Consider the following 18,857-nt stretch of genomic DNA (forward strand, 5'->3'; position numbering starts at 1 on the left):
AGCGATCAGAGGCAGGCCGGGTCCAGGTCCAGCGTCGTCCGGTCGCCTGCCGCCAGCAGGTCCAGCATCGGGCCCACCTTGGGCAGCTCGCGGCCGAAGAAGTAGGCCGTGGCCGCCCGCTTGCCGTCGTGGAAGGCGCCCGCCCGGCCCTCGGCGACCAGGAGCTGCTCCAGCCAGAGCCAGGCGACGACCACGTGCCCGGTCGCCTCGAGGTAGGCGGTGGCGTCCGCCAGGATCTCCGCGGGCGTCCCGCGGCCGGCGACCTGGGCGGTCACCTCGAGCAGGCGGTCGAGCACGCCGCCGAGCTGGTCGGCGTAGAACTGCGCGGTCTCGACCTGGGCGGCCCGGCTGATCGTCGTCCGGATCCGGTCCGCCAGCAGCCCGAGGCCGGCGCCGCCGTCGAGCAGGACCTTGCGGCCCAGCAGGTCCTGGGCCTGGATGCCGTGGGTGCCCTCGTGGATCGGGTTGAGCCGGTTGTCGCGGTAGTGCTGCTCCACGTCGAAGTCGCGGGTGTAGCCGGCCCCGCCGAGCACCTGGATCGCCAGGTCGTTGGCGGTCAGGCACCACTGGGAGGGCCAGCTCTTCGCGATCGGGGTGAGGACGCCGAGCAGCTTCTCCGCGGCGCTCACCTCGCCGGCGTCCTCGAGCGAGGCGATGTCGTCGGCCAGCCGCGCGCAGTAGAGGTTGAGCGCCAGCGCGCCCTCGACGTACGACTTCTGCGCCAGCAGCATCCGGCGCACGTCGGGGTGGTCGACCAGCGGCACCTGCGCGGTCTCGGGCGAGGCGCCGGCGGGTCGGCCCTGCAGCCGGTCCCGCGCGTAGGCCAGCGACTTGAGGTAGCCGGTGTAGCCGAGTGCGGTGGCGCCCAGCCCGACGCCGATCCGGGCCTCGTTCATCATGGTGAACATCGCGGGGAGGCCCCGGTTGAGCTCGCCCACCAGGTAGCCGACCGCTCCCGGACGACCCCCGGGTGTGTAGGCGCCGTCGCCGAGCACGGGCGCAGTGTTGACGGTGCCGCGGAAGCCCATCTTGTGGTTGATCCCGGCGAGCACGACGTCGTTGCGCTCACCGATCGAGCCGTCCTCGGCGACCAAGTGCTTGGGCACCAGGAAGAGCGAGACGCCCTTGGTGCCGGCCGGGGCGCCGGGGGTGCGCGCCAGCACCAGGTGGACGATGTTGTCGCCCATCTCGTGGTCGCCGCCGGAGATCCACATCTTGCGGCCGAAGAGCCGGTAGCTGCCGTCGTCCTGGGGCTCGGCCCGGGTGGTGATGTCGGCGAGGTTGGACCCGGCGTGCGGCTCGGAGAGCGCCATCGTGCCGAAGAATCGGCCCTCGATCATCGGCTGCACGTAGCGCTCGACCTGCTCGGGCGTGCCGTGCACGGTGAGCAGGTTGGCGTTGGCCATGGTGAGCAGGGCGTAGCCGGTGGTGCCGACGTTGGCGGCGTGGAACCACGCCATCGCGGCGTTGAAGACCGAGGTGGGCAGCTGGAGCCCGCCGACGGACTCCCCCAGCGGCGCGGCCAGAAAGCCGGCGTCGGCAAAGGCGCGAAGCGCGGGCTCCACCTCGGGCACCAGCTCGACCTTCTCCCCGTCGAAGCGGGGCTCCTCCAGGTCGGCCTTGCGGTTGTGCGGGGCGAACGACTCTGTGGCGATCTGCTCAGCCAGCCGGAGCAGGTCCTCGACGGTGTCGCGCGAGTGGTCGGCGTACCGCGCCCGCTCGAAGAGCCGCTCCGTGCCGAGCCAGTCGAACAGCAGGAACTCGAGGTCGGCGCGGGACATGATCTGGCTCATCGCCGCAGGCTACCCGCCGTGGTCAGCAGGGGGCGCAAAGTCTTGCGGGTGGGGGCGATGCTGGAGGCATGAGCGAGAAGTCGAGCTATGACGTGGTGGTCGTCGGTGGTGGGGCCGCCGGCCTGAGTGGCGCCATGGCGCTGGGGCGCTCGCGGCGCCGGGTGCTGGTGGTCGACGCGGGCGAACCGCGCAACGCGCCGTCGGCGCACGCGCACAACTACCTGGGCCGCGAGGGCGTCGCGCCGCTCGACCTGCTGGAGTCCGGGCGGGCCGAGGTGGCGGCGTACGGCGTGGCGGTCGTCACCGACCGGGTGAGCGAGGTCGTGGGCTCGGCCGACGACTTCACCGTCACCACGGCGAGCGGCCGGCAGGTCAGTGCCCGCCGGGTCCTGGTGACCGGCGGCGTCCTCGACGAGCTGCCCGAGGTGCCCGGGCTGGCCGACCGGTGGGGCACCGACGTGCTGCACTGCCCCTACTGCCACGGCTGGGAGGTGCGCGACCGGGCGATCGCCGTGCTGGCGACGAGCGCGGTGGCTGCCCACCAGGCACTGCTCTTCCGCCAGCTCTCCGACGACGTCGTGGTCGTCGTCGCGGACGGCGTGGAGCTGCCGGACGCGGACGTGGAGCGGCTGGAGGCCGTCGGCGTACGCCTGCTCTCCGGCACCCCGCGCGAGGTCGTGGTCGAAGGCGACCGGCTGCTCGGTCTCCGGTTGGCCGACGGGTCGGTGCTCGAGCGGGACGCCGTCGTGGTGGCCTCCGAGCCCCACGTCCGCGTCGACTTCCGGGGCCCCCTGCCTCTGGCGCCCGAGCCGTTCGAGATGGGCGGGGTGGTGATGGGCTCGGTGCTGCGGGTCGACGCCCTCGGCGCCACCGCGGTGCCGGGCGTGTACGCCGCGGGGAACGCCACGGACATCAGCATGACCCTGATGGCCTCGGCCGCCCACGGCAACCGGGTGGGCGCCTCCATCAACGCCGACCTGGCGGCCGCCGACGCCGACCGAGCGGTCGCGGAGGCGCGGGCGCAGCGGTTCGAGCGCCCGGCGTGGGAGGAGCGCTACTCCGGGGAGCGGGTGTGGAGCGGACGGGTCAACCCCCAGCTCGCCGCGGAGGCCGTGTCGCTGACACCGGGCCGGGCGCTCGACGTGGGCTGCGGCGAGGGCGGTGACGCGATCTGGCTGGCCCAGCACGGCTGGGCGGTCACCGCGGTCGACTTCGCCGAGGCGGCGCTGGCGAAGACGGCCGAGCACGCCGACGGGGCCGGCGTCGGCGAGCGGGTCGAGACCCGGCAGGTCGACGTCCGGACCTGGGAGCCCGGCGAGGAGCGGTGGGACCTGGTCAGCTCGCAGTTCATGCACCTCCCGGACGGCGGGATGGTGGCGGTGACCCGGCGGCTCGGCTCGGCCGTCGCGCCGGGAGGCACCCTGCTCGTCGTCGGCCACCACCCCGACGACCACGCGACCGGCGTCCGGCACGGGCACCGCTCGTTCCTCTTCACGCCCGAGTCGCTGCTGCCCGCCCTCGACGAGGGCGATTGGCAGGTGGAGGTGTGCGAGGCGCGCGACCGCACCCAGGCCCACCCGCAGACGGGCGAGGAGGTGAGGGTGCGGGACTCGGTGCTGCGGGCGCGGCGGCTCTAGAGCCGGTGGTCGTAGCCGAACTCCTGGCGCAGGCCCGAGTCGACCCCGTTGGCCTCCAGCACCTCGGCGGAGCGCTCGACCACCCGCCGTGTCGGCAGCACGTGGAGGAACATCAGGGTCAGGCCGATGACCGCGCCGAGCAGGTAGAGCAGGTAGGAGGAGTCGAGGAAGGCGAAGACGATCCCGAGCAGCACCGGTGCCTCGGCCAGCGCGAACCGCAGGATCATGCCGGCCTGGTAGCGCCCTTGCGCCGCCTTGCGGGCCTGACCCGCCTCGGTGCCGGGGGCGAGCGGCGGCAGGTTGTAGCCCATCGACGGGATGAGTGCGAAGAGCGCCACCCCGGCGACCAGGAGGATCCCGGCGAAGACCGGGTCCGGGGTGCCGGTGAGCCAGCTGTCGCCCGACTCCGCGTCGCTGCTCCCGACGAAGGCGAGCACCAGCCCGATCAGGACCGGGGCGCCGACGAGGGCCCCGGTCAGGATGCGGACGGTCTGGGCGAAGCTGCTGGCGGCAACAGGCTGGGACGACGACATGGGCGTCAGTCTGACGTATGGCTGGCGCTCATCGCAGCGCCAGGTGGACGACGGCCGTCTTGATCACGTCGTACTGCTCGTCGGTCAGCTCGCCGACGACGTGGGCGACCTCCACCTCGATGAAGCTCTCGGAGGGTCCGTCGAGCGCCCCCTCCATCTTCAGCTGGATGATCTCGAACCGGCTGAGCCGATCCCTCTCGGAGGGCTGGTCGTCGGGGAGGCTCGACACGAGGCAGGCGATCCTCGGGGCCGCCTCCTCGACGTCCACCCGTCCGTCGTTGATCTCCTGCAGCAACTGCGTCAGCTCGCTCATCCGCCATCTCCCACTGGGCTAGACCGTCACACCCTGTGCAACGACGGGGAGGCCGATTGGCTACGCCGGCCTCCCAGAGCCTGTCCTGGTCGCCCGGGCCGGGCTACCGTGAAACGTGATGGACGAGCCACAAGCTCCCAATCGCTCGGTTGGAACTCTCGGGTTGACCTTCGTCGCAATCGGCGGCGTCGTCGGCTCCGGAGTGCTGTTCGCCCCCCTCTTCGCCGCGCAGCAGGCCGGCCCCGCCGCGATCCTCGCCTGGCCCATCGCGGGGATCATGCTGATCGCGGTGGCTCTGGTCTATGCCGAGGTCTCCGCCATGCTGCCGGTCGTCGGCGGCCTCGGGCTGCTGCCCACCTTCAGCCACGGTCAGGGGGTCGGGATCGCGATCGGCTGGGTGGCGTGGGTGGGCTACGTGACGGCGGCGCCGATCGAGACCCAGGCGATGCTGGAGTACGCGAGCAACGAGCCGGCGTTCGACTGGCTCTTCGTCGCCGAGGCCTCCGCCAACGGGCAGAGCGCTCTCAGCGTGGGAGGGATCGTGGCCGCGACGGTCGTCCTCGTGGTCTTCACGGCGTTCAACGCCTTCGGGGTCGCCCTCTTCGCCCGGATCAACACCCTGGTGACCTGGGTCAAGCTCCTCATCCCGCTCGTCGTCGCCGTCGCACTGCTGACCCGCTTCTCCTCCGCCCCGATCCAGGAGAAGGGATTCGCTCCCGAGGGGATGACCGGGGTGCTCAGCGCGATCACCACCGGCGGGGTGGTCTTCGCCTTCCTCGGCTTCCGGCACGCGCTCGACCTCGCCGGGGAGGCACGGCGACCGCAGCGGGCCATCCCGGTCGCGCTCGTCGGCGGGATCATGATCTGCGTCGTGCTCTTCACGGTGCTGCAGCTCGGCTTCATCGGGGCGGTCGACCCCGCCGACCTCGACCGGGGGTGGGCGGGGCTCGACCAGGGCGGGGCCAACGGTCCGCTGGCCGCCATCCTCTCGGGGCTCGGCATGGCGCTGCTGGCCAAGCTGGTCGTGGCCGACGCCGTGCTGGGGCCGTTCGGCGCGGGCCTGGTCTCCACCGCCTCCAGCGGGCGTCTCACCGTGGCGGTCGCGGAGAACGGGCTCTTCCCACGCGCTGTGGCCGTCTTCTCGCGGCACGGTGTCCCGCTGCGGGCGATGGTCCTCAACCTGGTGGTCGGGCTGGCCCTGCTCCTGGCCTTCCGGGACGGCTGGTCGGAGCTGCTCTCCTTCAACTCGGGCGCGATCGTGCTGTCGATGTGCCTGGGACCGATCACGGTGGTCGCGCTGCGCCGGCAGGTGCCCGATCGGACGCGGCCGTTCCGGCTCCCCGCCCTGGCGGTGGTGGCGCGGTTCGCCTTCGTGGTGGTCGGCCTGATCGTCTACTGGACCGGCTGGGAGACGATGATCAAGCTGACCCTCCCGATCGGCGTCGGCATGGTGGTGCTGGCCGGGCGTCTGCTTCGCAACCCGGAGCTGGCACGGGCGCTCTCGCTGCGCTCGCTCGTGTGGCTCGGCCCCTACTACGCCGGGCTGCTCCTGCTGACCTTCGCCGGCAGGTTCGGCGGCGGCCGGGAGTGGCTCCCCAACGGCGTCGACATGGTGGCGGTCACCGCGTTCTCCCTGCTGATGTTCGAGTGGGGGGTGCGGGCGGCGCTGACGGCCTCCGAGGCCGCCGCCGCGGTCGCCGCGGTGCCGGAGGTCCGGCAGCCGGCGTAGGACGGGGTCAGGCTCGGGTCGTCGCGATGGGGCCGACCTCATCCCCCTGACGACTCCGACGAATCTGCGCTTTTCCCACCCACGCGTGGAACTCCTGGCAAGCTCCCAGCCGTGGCCCAGGAGAGCGATTTCCCGTCCGGACTCTACGAGTCCTTGTGGACTGAGCAGCTCGATGGGCGGCTCGTCGGCGACCCTCGCCAGATCGATCTAGGCAGGGTCGATGACGCGGACCAGCCGCACGTCCTGACCCGGCACCTGGCCTCAGCACTGCACGCGCGCTTGGCGTCAGTGAAAGACCCGGTAGCCCGCCTCGCGACCGCGAACTCCATCCTCAGGTCTATCCAAGACACCAGCGCCGACGCCGTGCTGTCGCCAGTGCAGGAGTTGCACGCCGTCCTTCCTCAGCCAGGCCCTGGGTCACCCGTGCGGCCCTCGCTGCGCCCCAAGACTCCGCTCAACGACGCCGCGCTCCTGACCAATGCCCAAGGGGAGCCCAGCCTCGCCTCGGAACTGCGCGCCGAGATCACCTCAGCGGACTCGATCGATCTCCTCTGCGCCTTCGTCATGTGGCACGGGCTGCGACTCATCGAGCAAGAGCTCGAGCACGCTCGTCAGGCCGGGGTCCCCATTCGAGTGGTGACGACCACGTACATCGGTGGCACCGAGCGACGCGCCTTGGACCGCTTGGTCCGGGACTTCGGGGCGCAGGTGAAGATCCAGTACGACGCCAAGCGCACCCGCCTGCACGCCAAGGCGTGGATGTTCGGTCGAGCCACGGGCTACGACACGGCGTACGTCGGGTCGTCCAACCTGACCACCTCGGCGATGCTCGAGGGCGTCGAGTGGAACGTGCGGCTCAGCGCGGCTGCCACGCCCAGTCTCCTGGACAAGTTCCGAGCCACCTTCGACTCATATTGGAACAGTCCCGAGTTCGAGCCCTACGACCCGGAGCGGGACGCAGACCGGTTGGACGACGCCCTCCTTGAGGCCAAGGGAGTCAAAGCCTCTGACCGCGTCACGATCACGCTGGCCGGGCTCGACGTCCGTCCTTACGCCTACCAGCAAGAGATGTTGGACGCGATCGAGGTCGAGCGTGTGCTGCACGACCGCCATCGCAACCTCGTAGTCGCCGCCACCGGAACGGGCAAGACGGTGATCGCGGCCCTGGACTACCGCAACCTGGCTCGAGCCGCAGGATCACAACCAAGCCTGCTGTTCGTGGCTCATCGCCAGGAGATTCTCAAGCAGTCCATGCGCACCTACCGCGAGGTGCTGGGCGACGGCGACTTCGGAGAGCTCTATGTGGGTGGTCAGCGACCGGAGCGCTGGAAGCACGTGTTCGCCAGCGTCCAGTCGCTGACGTCGTACGGCATCGCGAACATCCCTGCCGACGCGTACGACATCGTGGTCATCGACGAGTTCCATCACGCAGAAGCTCGCACCTATCGGCGGCTCTTGGAACACCTTCAGCCGCGAGAGCTCCTGGGCCTCACCGCGACCCCCGAACGGGCGGATGGGTTGGACGTGCGTGGCTTCTTCGAGGGCCGCACCGCCGCGGAACTCAGGCTGTGGGACGCCCTAGGAGCCGATCTCCTGTGTCCCTTCCACTACTTCGCCGTGGCCGATGGCACCGACCTTCGGGCCGTGACCTGGGCGCGTGGTCGCTACGACGACACGCAACTGGACAACGTCTTCACGGGCAATGACGTGCGTTCACGCATCATCCTGGCGGCCGTACGGGACAAGGTCGCCGACGTCGCACGCATGAGGGCACTCGGCTTCTGTGTCAGCGTGGCGCACGCCGACTACATGACCCGGGTCTTCAATGATGCGGGCATTCCCGCCCAGTCAGTGACGGGCGCGACCCCGCAGGACCAGCGGGCCCAGTCACTGCGCGATCTGCAGGATGCTCGTGTCAACGTCCTCTTCACCGTGGACGTCTTCAATGAGGGGCTCGACATCCCTGAGGTCGACACGGTGCTGTTCCTCCGCCCCACGCAGAGCGCCACGATCTTCATGCAGCAGCTCGGACGCGGCCTACGGCGCACGCACACCAAAGCCGTGCTCACCGTGCTGGATTTCGTGGGCTATCACCGCAAGGAGTTCGACTTCGGCAGCAGGTTCGCCGCCCTGACCGGACTTCACGGCAAACAGCTGGAAAGGGCTGTCCAAGAGGACTTCCCCTTCCTCCCGTCCGGATGCCAGGTTCGTCTGGACCGGCAGACCCAGCAGGTGGTGCTGGAAAACCTCAAGTCCCAGTTGGGGAATCGCTGGACCCAGATCGTTGCTCAGCTTCGTCATCGCCAGGACAAGACGCTTGACTCCTTCCTGGCCGGATCGGGACTTGAGCTCAGCGACGTCCTGCGCCGTGGCAGTCACTCCTGGACCAAGCTTCGGAAGGATGCCGGGCTCCCCACCCTGCCCGGATCGGATCTTGAGCAAAGGTTGCTCAAACGCGTGCGCGCGTTCGCGCACGTCGACGACCCGGTCCGTGCGTCGTTCTACAGCGGCTTCCTCGAGGGGGACTCCGCCAAGTACGACGATCTGTCGCCCGTGGAGCAGCGCCTCGCCCGCATGCTCTATTACTCCCTGTGGTCGGACGGGGGTGGCTACGAGAGCGTCACGGACGGATTCGACGCGGTCCGTCGGGAGGTGGCGACGCGCGCCGAGATCTCCACCGTCGTGAACCTGAGTTTCCAAGCGGCTCGGCACGTACCCGTCCCGCTCGACGAGTCGTTGAGCGGCGTTCCGCTGCAGATTCATGCCCGCTACCAGCGCGAAGAGATTCTCGCGGCGCTCGACTTTCCTCGTCTGCCCAACAGCTTCCGCGAGGGCGTGCTCTACCTCCCCGACCTCAACGTGGACGCGTTCTTCATCACCCTGAAGAAGTCTGAAGCCGACTACTCCCCCACCACCATGTACGCCGACTACCCGATCTCCCGAGACCTGTTCCACTGGGAGTCACAGTCCACGACGTCGGTGCACTCGAAGACTGGTCAGCGCTACCTCAGCGGGTGCAGCACGGTGCTGCTGTTCGCCCGCCAGGAGCCCAAGGACGAGTTCGGGACCGCGCCCTACCTGTTCTTGGGGCCGGCTACGTACGTCAGCCACACCGGCGATCGGCCGATCGCCATCACCTGGCGACTCCGAACCCAGATGCCGACGGACTTCTTCAACCACGCGTCCGCGGTCGCTCAGTAGTCACTGCTTCTGCCATTTCTAGGAGGTCCCGTGTTCCGACGTCTCTCGCCCGTCATTCTTTGCACGCTGGCGCTGGTCATGCCCGCTGGCGTGGCGCAAGCCGCGTCCGCGAAACCAGTCATCACGACTCCTCGCCAAACGGCCGAAGTGGTGGAGGGCGACGTGCTGGAGATCCGTGCACGCATTCCGGCTGCCAAGAACGTCCGCAAGGCGACTCTTGAGAGTTTCGAGAAGTCGATCTACTCGACTCTGTCCACGTGGGAGCCGGTGAAGGCCATGGCAGTCCGCGGGCGCAAGAAGCTTGTCTTCAAGATCACCGCCCAGCACGAGAACACCAAGAGGTTCCGCGTGCGCATCGAGACCAAGGCAGGCGGCAGCAAGGCATCCAAGCCGGTGGCGATCAAGGTGTGGCGGTGGATCCCGCTTCGTGAGTTCACGCCGTACCAGCAGACCACCGGAACCGGGACGGGAGAAGGCTCTATCGCCGGGCGTCGCTACGCCGCTTGGGGAGGCTTCGTCTGGTCAACTTCCCGCTCTTGGGAGGGGCGCTACACCCCTGGACGCAACTGTAAGACGTTCCGGGGTCTCGCTGGCCTCGCTGACACTTCTGCGGATGGGACCACCGGCACCGTGTCACTCTCGGCCGATGAGCAGACGCTTTGGACTTCGCCCATCCTCACTCCCGGCGCCGCATATCCGTTCGAGGTCGCACTGAACCTTCCCTACCGAATGTCACTCTCCGCGACCAACACCTCTGCGCCCGAGCTGAATGCATATCCGCTCGTTGGCGACCCTGAGCTTCTGTGCACGGGCATGTAGCGACCTTCATGTCAGACTCTTGACATCAAGACACCAGGAGCGCCCACGTGATTCAGCCCTATGAAGATCCGGCCAAGACCACGGAGTTCAACTTCGGGCTGCATCACGTTCAGTTGGCTCTGCCGCCCAGCGGTGAGGACGCGTGCCGTGCGTTCTACGTCGGAGTACTCGGTCTGACCGAGGTTCAGAAGCCCGCGACGCTCGCCGCACGCGGCGGACTATGGGTCCGCGCCGACTCACTGGAGATCCACCTCGGTGTGGAGGCGGACTTCAGGCCGCAGAAGAAGGCGCACCCGGGACTGCTCGTCTCCGATCTGGACGCGCTGGCGCAGCGGCTCAGCGCGCACCAGTGGCCCTTGACGTGGGATGACGCCTTCCCCGGTATGCGGAGGTTCTATACCGAGGACAACAACGGCAACCGGCTGGAGTTTCTGCAACCTCACTGATCCCGTAGACGACAGTAGGATGACGTATCAGACGACAGGTCGGATCAGACCGCGTCCTCTTGGCCGCTCCGCCACCGGTGACCCACTCGCCGAGCCAGCGGGACGAGCAGCAGAACCCAAGCAACTAGTCCGGCGACAAGGATGGTGGCGTAGTGCTCCGGACTCGGCCGGGTGAGGATCCCCCCCACCATGGACTCGCGACTCCACTCCATCTCACTGTACAGGTGTAAACCGATGACCAGCGCGGCAAGGATGCCTGCGACGGCGACCGCCGACTCATGGATGACGGCGGTGGTGCGAGATCCGAAGGTGAGCAGGCCAAGGGGAAGGCTGACCACAAACACCGACGCGTAGAAGATGGCACTGCTATTAAACGCAACCTCCAGCCCGTGGTTAGTACGGCCGCCGGGAGCCATCATGTGCTTCTGCGGGAACAGCAGGTCCGCGAGCAAACCACCACTAACGGCGATGAGCGCAGAAAGTACGACGAATCCCGTAACGCACTGAGACCTCTTGGTTTCGACATTCATGTCGCACTGCCCTTCATGATTCGCGTGGGGGATAATGACTGCACGCCCTCTATCGCCCCGTCATTTGACTTTCTATAGGACGACCATCGGAGGGAGCCTGTCAACAATTCAACAGCAGTCGACGACAGGTGCCTGCTTCGCTGACAGTCTCAAGCGACCGTTGGCGGCGGTGAGGCACTCGGCGCTGTCTTGGCGTCAACGAAGCGAGCACGCCATGTGGCGAGGGTGGTTTTGCCGCTTGCGTCTTCGGTGGCCCAGAAGTCCCAGCCGTTCACTGCGCCGCCCTTCACGGCGGCGGCTGCTGCCGAGGGCGTGGGGTAGGTGGCGCCTTGGTAGGGGATAGTGCCGTCGGTGTTGAGGGTGCCGCTGGCTGGCCACGCCGAGTTGGTGGACGTCACTGTCGTGGGGGTGGTGGGGAGGAAGCCTGCTGTGATGATTTGCTTGAGGGTGATGCCCACGAAGCGGCTGGTCCGGGTGGCACGGGTGGTCGTGGTGATGGTGCCCGAGTCGTCAGCGGTGGCGGTGTCGTAGCCCAACAGTCTGAGGACGCGGGCGATTGGGGTGATCGCGTTCTGGAGCGAGGCGCGTTCGAACGCGGGCAGGGTCTCATCCGAGGGGCGGTTCCCGTTGGAGGGGCGGGCGTCTTCGGCGGCATCGAGCAGGGCGACCTGTGCGGAGTTGAACCCATGTGTCGTGTCGCGTTGCACCAGCAGGGCACGCCGCCAGTGGTCTTTGCCTCGCACGTGCGCGGTGAGCCTGCTCCGCAGGCCAGCCGGTGCCTTCCCGACGTAGCAGCCCCACGAGCCGTCGGCTTGCGGCGGGTCGAGAAGGATGTAGACGCCCGGCTTGTCCCACTCGTATGCGTCGACGCGCATGGCGTGGTTGCGCTCCACGACCGCGATGCGTAGCGCCGCGTGTTGGTCGAAAGCACCAAGCAAGAACGCCTGAGCCCCCGAAGGATTCCTTCGGGGGCTCAGTCGTTGTCGTTCAGTGGCTGATCACGAACTCAGCACTTGTCGCAGCACTTGTCGTTCGCTCAGCATCGGACTGTCGTCCTATGCAGGTCAGATCAGCTGCAACCCGAGGTGCTCCCACACCCCTCGCACACGTAGCACGAGCCGGCCGGACGCATCTTCGTCCCGCAGGTCATGCACAGCGGGCTGTCGACCGCGGTTCCGGTGAGCTTCTCGAAGAGCTCGGCGGAGGTGTGCGCCTCACCCGTGGTGGGCTTGGCCGGCACCTCGCGGGCCTCGGCACCGTGGGTGTCCTTGGTCTCGACCTCCTCGAGGTCGAAGGACGCGGTGTCGGTCTTCAGGGACTCGGCCTCGCTGATCTCGACGAGCGGCTCGTAGGAGCCGGTCTCGAGGTGGCGCTGCCGCTCCTCGGCGGAGTAGATGCCGAGCATCGACCGCTCGTCGAAGGACATGTAGTCCAGCGCCAGGCGGCGGAAGATGTAGTCCATGATCGACTGCGCCATCCGGACGTCCGGGTCGTCGGTGAGACCGGCGGGCTCGAAGCGCAGGTTGGTGAACTTCGAGACGTAGGTCTCCAGCGGGACGCCGTACTGCAGGCCGATCGAGACCGCGATCGAGAAGGCGTCCATCACGCCGGCCAGGGTCGAGCCCTGCTTGCCGAGCTTGAGGAAGACCTCGCCGAGCTCGCCGTCGTCGTGGGCACCAGAAGTCATGTAGCCCTCGGCGCCACCGACGGTGAACGACGTGGTCCGCGAGACCCGCGACTTCGGCAGGCGCTTGCGGGTGGGGGCGTAGACGACCTTCTCCACCACGGTCGGCTCGACGGCGGCGGCCGCGGCCTTGTTGGAGTCCTGGCCCTTGTTCTCGCCCTTGCCGCTGGCCAGCGGCTGGCCGACCTTGCAGTTGTCGCGGTAGACCGCCGTCGCCTTGAGCCCCAGCTTCCAGGACTGCAGGTAGATGTCGGAGATCTCCTCGACCGTGGCGTTCTCCGGCAGGTTGACCGTCTTGGAGATCGCACCGGAAAGGAACGGCTGGCACGCCGCCATCATCCGCACGTGACCCATCGGGGCCAGCGCGCGCGCACCCATCGCGGTGTCGTAGACCTCGTAGTGCTCCTGCTTGAGACCCGGCGCGTCGATGACGTGACCGTGCTCGGCGATGTAGGCGACGATCGCCTCGATCTGCTCGGGCTGGTAGCCCAGCTTCTTCAGCGACCGCGGCACCGTCTGGTTGACGATCTGCATCGAGCCGCCGCCGACGAGCTTCTTGAACTTCACCAGGGAGAAGTCGGGCTCGATGCCCGTGGTGTCGCAGTCCATCATGAAGCCGATGGTGCCGGTGGGTGCGAGCACGGAGGCCTGTGCGTTGCGGAAGCCGTTCTTCTCGCCCAGCTTGATCACCTCGGCCCACGCGCTCGTGGCCAGCTTGAGCACCCGGCTGTCCTCGGTGTGCAGCACCCGCACCTGGTCGTTGGCCGACTGGTGCTTGCGCATGACCCGCTTGTGGGCCTCGGCGTTGCGGGCGTAGCCGGCGTACGGGCCCACCACGGAGGCGAGCTCGGCGGAGCGCTTGTACGACGTCCCGGTCATCAGGCTGGTGATCGCGGCGGCCATCGAGCGGCCACCCTCGGAGTCGTAGCCCAGGCCCATCGCCATCAGCAGCGCGCCGAGGTTGGCGTAGCCGATGCCGAGCTGGCGGTAGTCGACGGTGGTCTGGCCGATCGACTCGGTCGGGAAGTCGGCGAAGCAGATCGAGATGTCCATCGCGGTGATGATGAACTCGACCGCCTTGGCGAAGAGGTCGGCGTCGAAGGTGTCGTCGTCCTTGAGGAACTTCAGCAGGTTGAGCGACGCCAGGTTGCACGAGGAGTTGTCGAGCGACATGTACTCCGAGCACGGGTTGGACGCGGTGATCCGGCCGGTCTCGGGGTTGGTGTGCCAGTCGTTGATGGTGTCGTCGTACTGCAGGCCCGGGTCGGCGCACTCCCAGGCGGCCTTGCTGATCTTGGCGAAGAGCTCACGCGCGTCGACGGTCTCGATGACCTCGCCGGTGTCGCGGGCCCGCAGGCCGAACTCACGGCCGTCCTCGACCGCCCGCATGAACTCGTCGCTGACGCGCACCGAGTTGTTGGCGTTCTGGTACTGCACGGAGGTGATGTCCTTGCCGCCCAGGTCCATGTCGAACCCGGCGTCGCGCAGCGCGCGGATCTTGTCCTCCTCGCGCGCCTTGGTCTCGACGAACTCGACGATGTCGGGGTGGTCGACGTCGAGGACGACCATCTTGGCGGCCCGGCGCGTGGCGCCGCCCGACTTGATGGTGCCCGCGGAGGCGTCGGCACCGCGCATGAAGGAGACCGGGCCCGAGGCCGTGCCGCCGCTGCTCAGCAGCTCCTTCGACGAGCGGATGCGGGAGAGGTTGAGGCCGGCGCCAGAACCGCCCTTGAAGATGAACCCCTCTTCCTTGTACCAGTTGAGGATCGAGTCCATGGAGTCGTCGACGCTGAGGATGAAGCAGGCCGACACCTGCTGCGGGGAAGAGGTGCCGACGTTGAACCAGACCGGGGAGTTGAACGAGAAGTACTGGTTGACCAGCAGCCAGGTGAGCTCGTGCTCGAAGATCTCGGCGTCCGCGGGGGTCGCGAAGTAGCCGTGGTCGATGCCGGCCTTGGTGTAGGTCTTCACCACGCGGTCGATGAGCTGCTTGAGGCTCCACTCGCGCGCGTCGGTGCCCACGGCGCCACGGAAGTACTTGGTGGTGACGATCGTGGAGGCGTTGACGCTCCAGAAGTCGGGGAACTCGACGCCGCGCTGCTCGAAGACGGCCTCGCCGGTCTTCCAGTTGGTCTGGACGACGTCGCGGCGCTCCCAGTTGATCGCGTCGTAGGGGTGGGTGCCTTCGGTGCTGAAGATGCGCTGCATCTTCAGGCCCCCCTTGTTCACCGTCTTCGTCATGGGTTCTCCTCAGTCCTGGCTTCGTTGCGTCGGTCTGTCATCTGGTTCTTGCTCTGTGTTGAGCGCCCGGCACGCAGCTTCCCCACTACGTGCCGGGCGGATCGTGGGCTAGCCCGTCGGGACGGGCAGCGCCGCGCGCTCGGCGCGCAGCATGGCGATCTCCGCCTCGAAGTCGGCCGCGCTCTCGAACGCGCGGTAGACGGAGGCGAAGCGCAGGTAGGCGACCTCGTCGAGCTCGCGCAGCGGGCTGAGGATGGCGAGGCCGACCTCGTGGGCCGGCACCTCGGCGACCCCCTCGCTGCGCAGGGTGTCCTCGACCGCCTGGCCGAGGCAGGCCAGCTGGTCCTCGGTCACCGGCCGGCCCTTGCAGGCCTTGCGGACCCCGTGGATGGCCTTCTCCCGGGCGAACGGCTCGGTGGCGCCGGAGCGCTTGAGCACCAGCAGCTGCATCTGCTCGACGGTGCTGAACCGCTTGCCGCAGGCCTGGCAGGTACGCCGGCGGCGGATCTGGCCGCCGTCGTCGGAGACCCGGGAGTCGAGGACCCGCGTGTCGGTGTGCCGGCAGTGCGGACAGTGCATGGGGGTCTCCTTCCGTTCGGGTCGACGAGAGGAGCCCTTCCGGGCACCGCGACGACACCGCCCTTACAGGTCTAACACCTGTGGATGAGCGGCTATTTCCTGTGGATGAATCGGCTTCGCCTGTGGGTGGGAGCCCGGCGACTGTTAACTACATGTGGAAAACCACAACGGTGTAACTACTAGATGTAGTGGTAACCGTACGTCCCCGGCACCACCTGCGCAACCTGAACCGGCGAAGTCGGCGCCCGGTTTCGCAGGACGCCCTCGGGCACCGGCAAAGTCGCAGGTCAGGGCCCCTGCCGGGGTCCGGATCGGTCTGGACCGCGGCGTGTCGCGGCCCCGATCCCCGGGCCGCGGGACTGGACCGGCCTGACACAATGAGGCCGTGGCGACGGGGAAGAGAGCAGGCGCGAGGCGGGCGGCTCCTGCCCGCGCGAGCCGCCCGGCCCGCGCCGCCCGGCCCGCGCGCTCCGCGCCGCCCTTCGACCCAGCAATCCTGGGGCTCGCCGCCGGGATCACCCTCTGCGTGATCGCCTGGGGCTACCTCGTCTACGCCGCCATCGACTTCGGCATCGCCGGACGCTCCGGCAGCTCCGGCGGCTGGCTGATGCTGGCGCTCGCCTCGCTGGGCGCCATGGCCTGCCTCTTCGTGGGGCTGATGCTCGCCTCCCGTCTGAGCGCGGCGCTCGGGCTGGCCAGAGAAGCTGCCGCCCACCGCTCCGAGCCGGAGGACCTCCCGGGGCCGGCCGAGCCCACGTCGGACCCGGCGCCCGCTCCCCCGGCCCGGGCAGCTCGGCCTCCGGGCGGTCGCCGGATCTCTCGCCGCTGACCTGCCCGACCGACGGCGGGCCCCACGACGATGCCCGCCCTTGGACACAGGGAGAGGCGGGGCCCGGCAGGGCCCCGCCTCTTGTCTTCCCCATCCGCCGGCCGGGGTCGAGGCGACCGGCGGAAACTATTCAGTTGTATCCACCGGCCGGGGTCGAAGCGACCGGTGGAGGCTGGAGGGGTGAGGCCAGCGGCTTCGTCACTCAGCGAGCGGGACGCGGAGCTTCTGGCCGATCGTGACCATTCCGGAGTCGAGGGCGTTGAGCCGCTCGATCTCCCCCATCACGGCGCGCACGTCACCGTCTTCGGCGATCGCGGCGGCGATGCCCCACAGGGTGTCGCCGTCCTCGACCATCACGATCTCGGTGGGCGCCGGCGTGCCCGACTCCTGCGTGGCGACAGAGCCGCCGCCCAGGAAGACTCCCGCGACGAGCACGAAGAGGAGAGCGGCGACGAAGACGACGACACGGCCGCGCCGGGTCAGGCGGACGCCGCCCCGCTCCGGTCGAACCTCCGCACGGGGCGCAGCAGGCCGCAGCTCACGGACGGGGGCGAGCTGGCGGGTGGGGGTGAGAGTCATCGTGCTCATCGGGACCTCCTGGGGAAGTGGCGGTCAGCCTGTGGGTGTTGCTGTCGAACTGATGTCTAACTGCGACCACCGACAGTCCTGACGAAGCACTGGGGCGATCCGTCTCGATCACACGTTCGATCGAACACATGTGCGACGTTAGATCAGGTGTTCGAACGAATCAAGGACCTGGCCGAACAATTGTTCGACGGCGTGTCGCCCCGCCGACCGGGCGGATACCCTCGCCACGTGCGCAGGCAGGACTGGACACGTGAGCGACGCGTCGTACGACGGGTGGTCGCCAACGCCGCCGCGCCGGACGCCGGCTCGCCCGAGGCAGTCTGGCCCGCCTCCGTCCCGGCGGTCGCCCAGGTGCTGCGCGAGGGACTCGAGATGGCCGAGGGCGTCACGCTGCTCGTCGGGGAGAACGGGTCCGGCAAGTCGACCCTGGTGGAGGCGGTGGCGATGGCGTTCGGCCTCGCGGCCGAGGGGGGCACCCGCAACGTGCAGGAGGGGACGCGTGCCACCGAGTCACCGCTGCATCAGTGGCTCGACCTGGAGAAGTCCCCGGGAGCCCCGCGCTGGGGGTTCTTCCTGCGCGCCGAGACGATGCACGGCTACTTCACCCGGCAGGAGGGGTTCGCCACCGGTCAGGACCCGCGCTACCACGAGATGAGCCACGGCGAGTCGTTCCTGGCCCTGCTGCGCTCCCGGTTCGACTCCCCCGGGCTCTACTGCCTCGACGAGCCGGAGGCGGCGCTGTCGTTCAGCGCCCAGATCGCCCTGGTGGCGACGCTGCACGAGCTGGCCGGCCGCGGAGCGCAGGTGCTGTGCGCCACCCACTCTCCCCTGGTGGCGGCCCTGCCCGGCGCCCGGCTCCTCGAGGTGGGGCCGTGGGGGATCCGGGAGACGACGTGGGACGAGCTGGAGCTGGTGAGCCACTGGCGGCGCTACCTGGACGCGCCGATGCAGTACCTGAGGCACGTCCTCGACTGAGGACCACCAACGCCGCGCCCGGTCGCCATCCGCCACAAAGCACAGTGATGTCATCAGTTTCAGGCATGCGGGTGTGATTCCCGCGCGAATAGCGTGGCTGCATGCGCGATCTCCTGACCACTCCCATGGAGACCATCGAGGCCGATCTCGAGGCCCTGGTCGTCACCATGGCGCAGTCCCCGGCCTTCAAGACCGTCGAAGAGCCGGACGCCACGGTCTACTGGTCCCACCTCCCGCTCGAGGTGTGCAACGTGATCGCCAACGCCCGGATCGCCTCGGCCGACGTCGCCGGGCGCATCCCCGAGCTCCTGGCGCCCTTCCTTGACCGAGGGCTCCCCTTCCAGTGGATGACCACCCCCGAGACCACCACCCCGGCACTGGAGGCCGCTCTGGCCCAGGCCGGCCTGGTGGCGACCGAGGCGGCGGCGATGCACGTCAACCTGGACCGGCCGATCGACCCCGAGGCCCCCGACGACGTCTACATCGACGTCGTGTGGCCCGACCACACCGAGCCCGTCGCGGCCACGATCTTCGCCGGGCTCGGCCTCCCGGCGCACGCCGGGGGCACCCACATGGACTTCCTGGACACGATGGACCCGGCCGACCACCAGTTCTTCATCGCGCGCAGCTCCTTCACCGGCGACCCCCAGGGCGCCGGGACCTCCCACCGCCGCGGGAACAGCGTGATGCTGGGCAACATCGTCACGCTCCCCCAGGCCCACGGGCGCGGCCTCGAGCGAGCCCTGGCCGGCACCATGATGAACCGGGCCCGGGAGACCGGCGCCGGCACCGCCACGGTGATCGCCGCCGAGGAGACCTACCAGGCCCTGGTGGACCTGGGCTTCCGTACCGGGTTCAACGTGGTCAGCTGGGTCTGCAGCCCCTGACCCTGAGCGACACGCCCGTTCGAACACCTGTTTGAACTCCGCCTCCTGGCGCACTACGGTGAGGTCACCGAGA

16 protein-coding genes are annotated in these 18,857 nt (G+C 68.8%); 8 read left to right on the forward strand and 8 right to left on the reverse strand.

What is annotated here, in order from left to right; translation table 11 throughout:
* Positions 1 to 5: 5 nt before the first annotated feature.
* A complete protein-coding gene (locus tag AC4BG9_RS02675; protein WP_490569531.1) occupies positions 6 to 1,793 on the reverse strand; it encodes an acyl-CoA dehydrogenase in 1,788 nt (595 codons plus the stop codon).
* Between the two features lie 68 nt (positions 1,794 to 1,861).
* Between AC4BG9_RS02675 and AC4BG9_RS02680 the strand changes: the two genes are divergently transcribed.
* Positions 1,862 to 3,430, forward strand: a complete 1,569-nt coding sequence (locus tag AC4BG9_RS02680) for an FAD-dependent oxidoreductase (protein ID WP_490569532.1) — start codon at positions 1,862 to 1,864, stop codon at positions 3,428 to 3,430.
* Here AC4BG9_RS02680 and AC4BG9_RS02685 read toward each other — a convergent pair.
* Both AC4BG9_RS02685 and AC4BG9_RS02690 read right to left on the reverse strand, forming a co-directional pair.
* Positions 3,427 to 3,963: a hypothetical protein gene (locus AC4BG9_RS02685; protein ID WP_490569533.1), complete on the reverse strand. Its 537-nt coding sequence runs from the start codon at positions 3,961 to 3,963 to the stop codon at positions 3,427 to 3,429. The genes AC4BG9_RS02680 and AC4BG9_RS02685 overlap by 4 nt on opposite strands.
* Positions 3,964 to 3,991: 28 nt before the next feature.
* Positions 3,992 to 4,276, reverse strand: a complete 285-nt coding sequence (locus AC4BG9_RS02690; protein ID WP_490569534.1) for a hypothetical protein — start codon at positions 4,274 to 4,276, stop codon at positions 3,992 to 3,994.
* A gap of 163 nt (positions 4,277 to 4,439) precedes the next feature.
* On the opposite strand from AC4BG9_RS02690, the gene AC4BG9_RS02695 reads away from it, so the two are divergent.
* From AC4BG9_RS02695 to AC4BG9_RS02710, 4 genes are all read left to right on the forward strand, one after another.
* Positions 4,440 to 6,005, forward strand: a complete 1,566-nt coding sequence (locus tag AC4BG9_RS02695) for an APC family permease (RefSeq protein WP_490569535.1) — start codon at positions 4,440 to 4,442, stop codon at positions 6,003 to 6,005.
* Positions 6,006 to 6,116: 111 nt separating this feature from the next.
* A complete protein-coding gene (locus AC4BG9_RS02700; protein WP_490569536.1) occupies positions 6,117 to 9,206 on the forward strand; it encodes a DEAD/DEAH box helicase in 3,090 nt (1,029 codons plus the stop codon).
* 30 nt (positions 9,207 to 9,236) lie between these two features.
* Positions 9,237 to 10,025 carry an NPCBM/NEW2 domain-containing protein gene (locus AC4BG9_RS02705; RefSeq protein ID WP_490569537.1) on the forward strand — a complete coding sequence of 263 codons (789 nt, stop codon included), beginning with the start codon at positions 9,237 to 9,239 and terminating at the stop codon, positions 10,023 to 10,025.
* A gap of 47 nt (positions 10,026 to 10,072) precedes the next feature.
* Complete coding sequence (locus AC4BG9_RS02710; RefSeq protein ID WP_490569538.1) at positions 10,073 to 10,471, forward strand: VOC family protein; 399 nt, start codon at positions 10,073 to 10,075, stop codon at positions 10,469 to 10,471.
* Between the two features lie 44 nt (positions 10,472 to 10,515).
* Here the strand turns inward: AC4BG9_RS02710 and AC4BG9_RS02715 are convergent, their stop codons facing one another.
* The 4 genes from AC4BG9_RS02715 to nrdR all read right to left on the reverse strand — a co-directional run bounded on the left by AC4BG9_RS02715 (position 10,516) and on the right by nrdR (position 15,505).
* The gene (locus tag AC4BG9_RS02715; RefSeq protein WP_490569539.1) at positions 10,516 to 11,001 is read right to left on the reverse strand and encodes a hypothetical protein; all 486 of its coding nucleotides are present in this window, start codon (positions 10,999 to 11,001) and stop codon (positions 10,516 to 10,518) included.
* Positions 11,002 to 11,150: 149 nt separating this feature from the next.
* The gene (locus AC4BG9_RS02720; protein ID WP_490569540.1) at positions 11,151 to 11,894 is read right to left on the reverse strand and encodes a restriction system modified-DNA reader domain-containing protein; all 744 of its coding nucleotides are present in this window, start codon (positions 11,892 to 11,894) and stop codon (positions 11,151 to 11,153) included.
* A gap of 176 nt (positions 11,895 to 12,070) precedes the next feature.
* A complete protein-coding gene (locus AC4BG9_RS02725) occupies positions 12,071 to 14,926 on the reverse strand; it encodes a vitamin B12-dependent ribonucleotide reductase (protein ID WP_490569541.1) in 2,856 nt (951 codons plus the stop codon).
* 108 nt (positions 14,927 to 15,034) lie between these two features.
* Positions 15,035 to 15,505 carry a transcriptional regulator NrdR gene (gene nrdR, locus AC4BG9_RS02730; protein ID WP_490569542.1) on the reverse strand — a complete coding sequence of 157 codons (471 nt, stop codon included), beginning with the start codon at positions 15,503 to 15,505 and terminating at the stop codon, positions 15,035 to 15,037.
* A 385-nt stretch (positions 15,506 to 15,890) separates the two neighbouring features.
* Between nrdR and AC4BG9_RS02735 the strand changes: the two genes are divergently transcribed.
* Positions 15,891 to 16,334 carry a hypothetical protein gene (locus tag AC4BG9_RS02735; RefSeq protein WP_490569543.1) on the forward strand — a complete coding sequence of 148 codons (444 nt, stop codon included), beginning with the start codon at positions 15,891 to 15,893 and terminating at the stop codon, positions 16,332 to 16,334.
* A gap of 198 nt (positions 16,335 to 16,532) precedes the next feature.
* Here the strand turns inward: AC4BG9_RS02735 and AC4BG9_RS02740 are convergent, their stop codons facing one another.
* Positions 16,533 to 16,922, reverse strand: a complete 390-nt coding sequence (locus tag AC4BG9_RS02740; RefSeq protein ID WP_490569544.1) for a LysM peptidoglycan-binding domain-containing protein — start codon at positions 16,920 to 16,922, stop codon at positions 16,533 to 16,535.
* Positions 16,923 to 17,150: 228 nt separating this feature from the next.
* Between AC4BG9_RS02740 and AC4BG9_RS02745 the strand changes: the two genes are divergently transcribed.
* Entirely contained in the window at positions 17,151 to 17,897 is a 747-nt protein-coding gene (locus AC4BG9_RS02745; protein WP_490569545.1) for an AAA family ATPase, read from the forward strand.
* 101 nt (positions 17,898 to 17,998) lie between these two features.
* Entirely contained in the window at positions 17,999 to 18,784 is a 786-nt protein-coding gene (locus AC4BG9_RS02750) for a GNAT family N-acetyltransferase (protein ID WP_490569546.1), read from the forward strand.
* The last annotated feature ends 73 nt before the right edge of the window (positions 18,785 to 18,857 follow it).

It is taken from the genome of Nocardioides sp. Z40_12 (assembly GCF_058215795.1).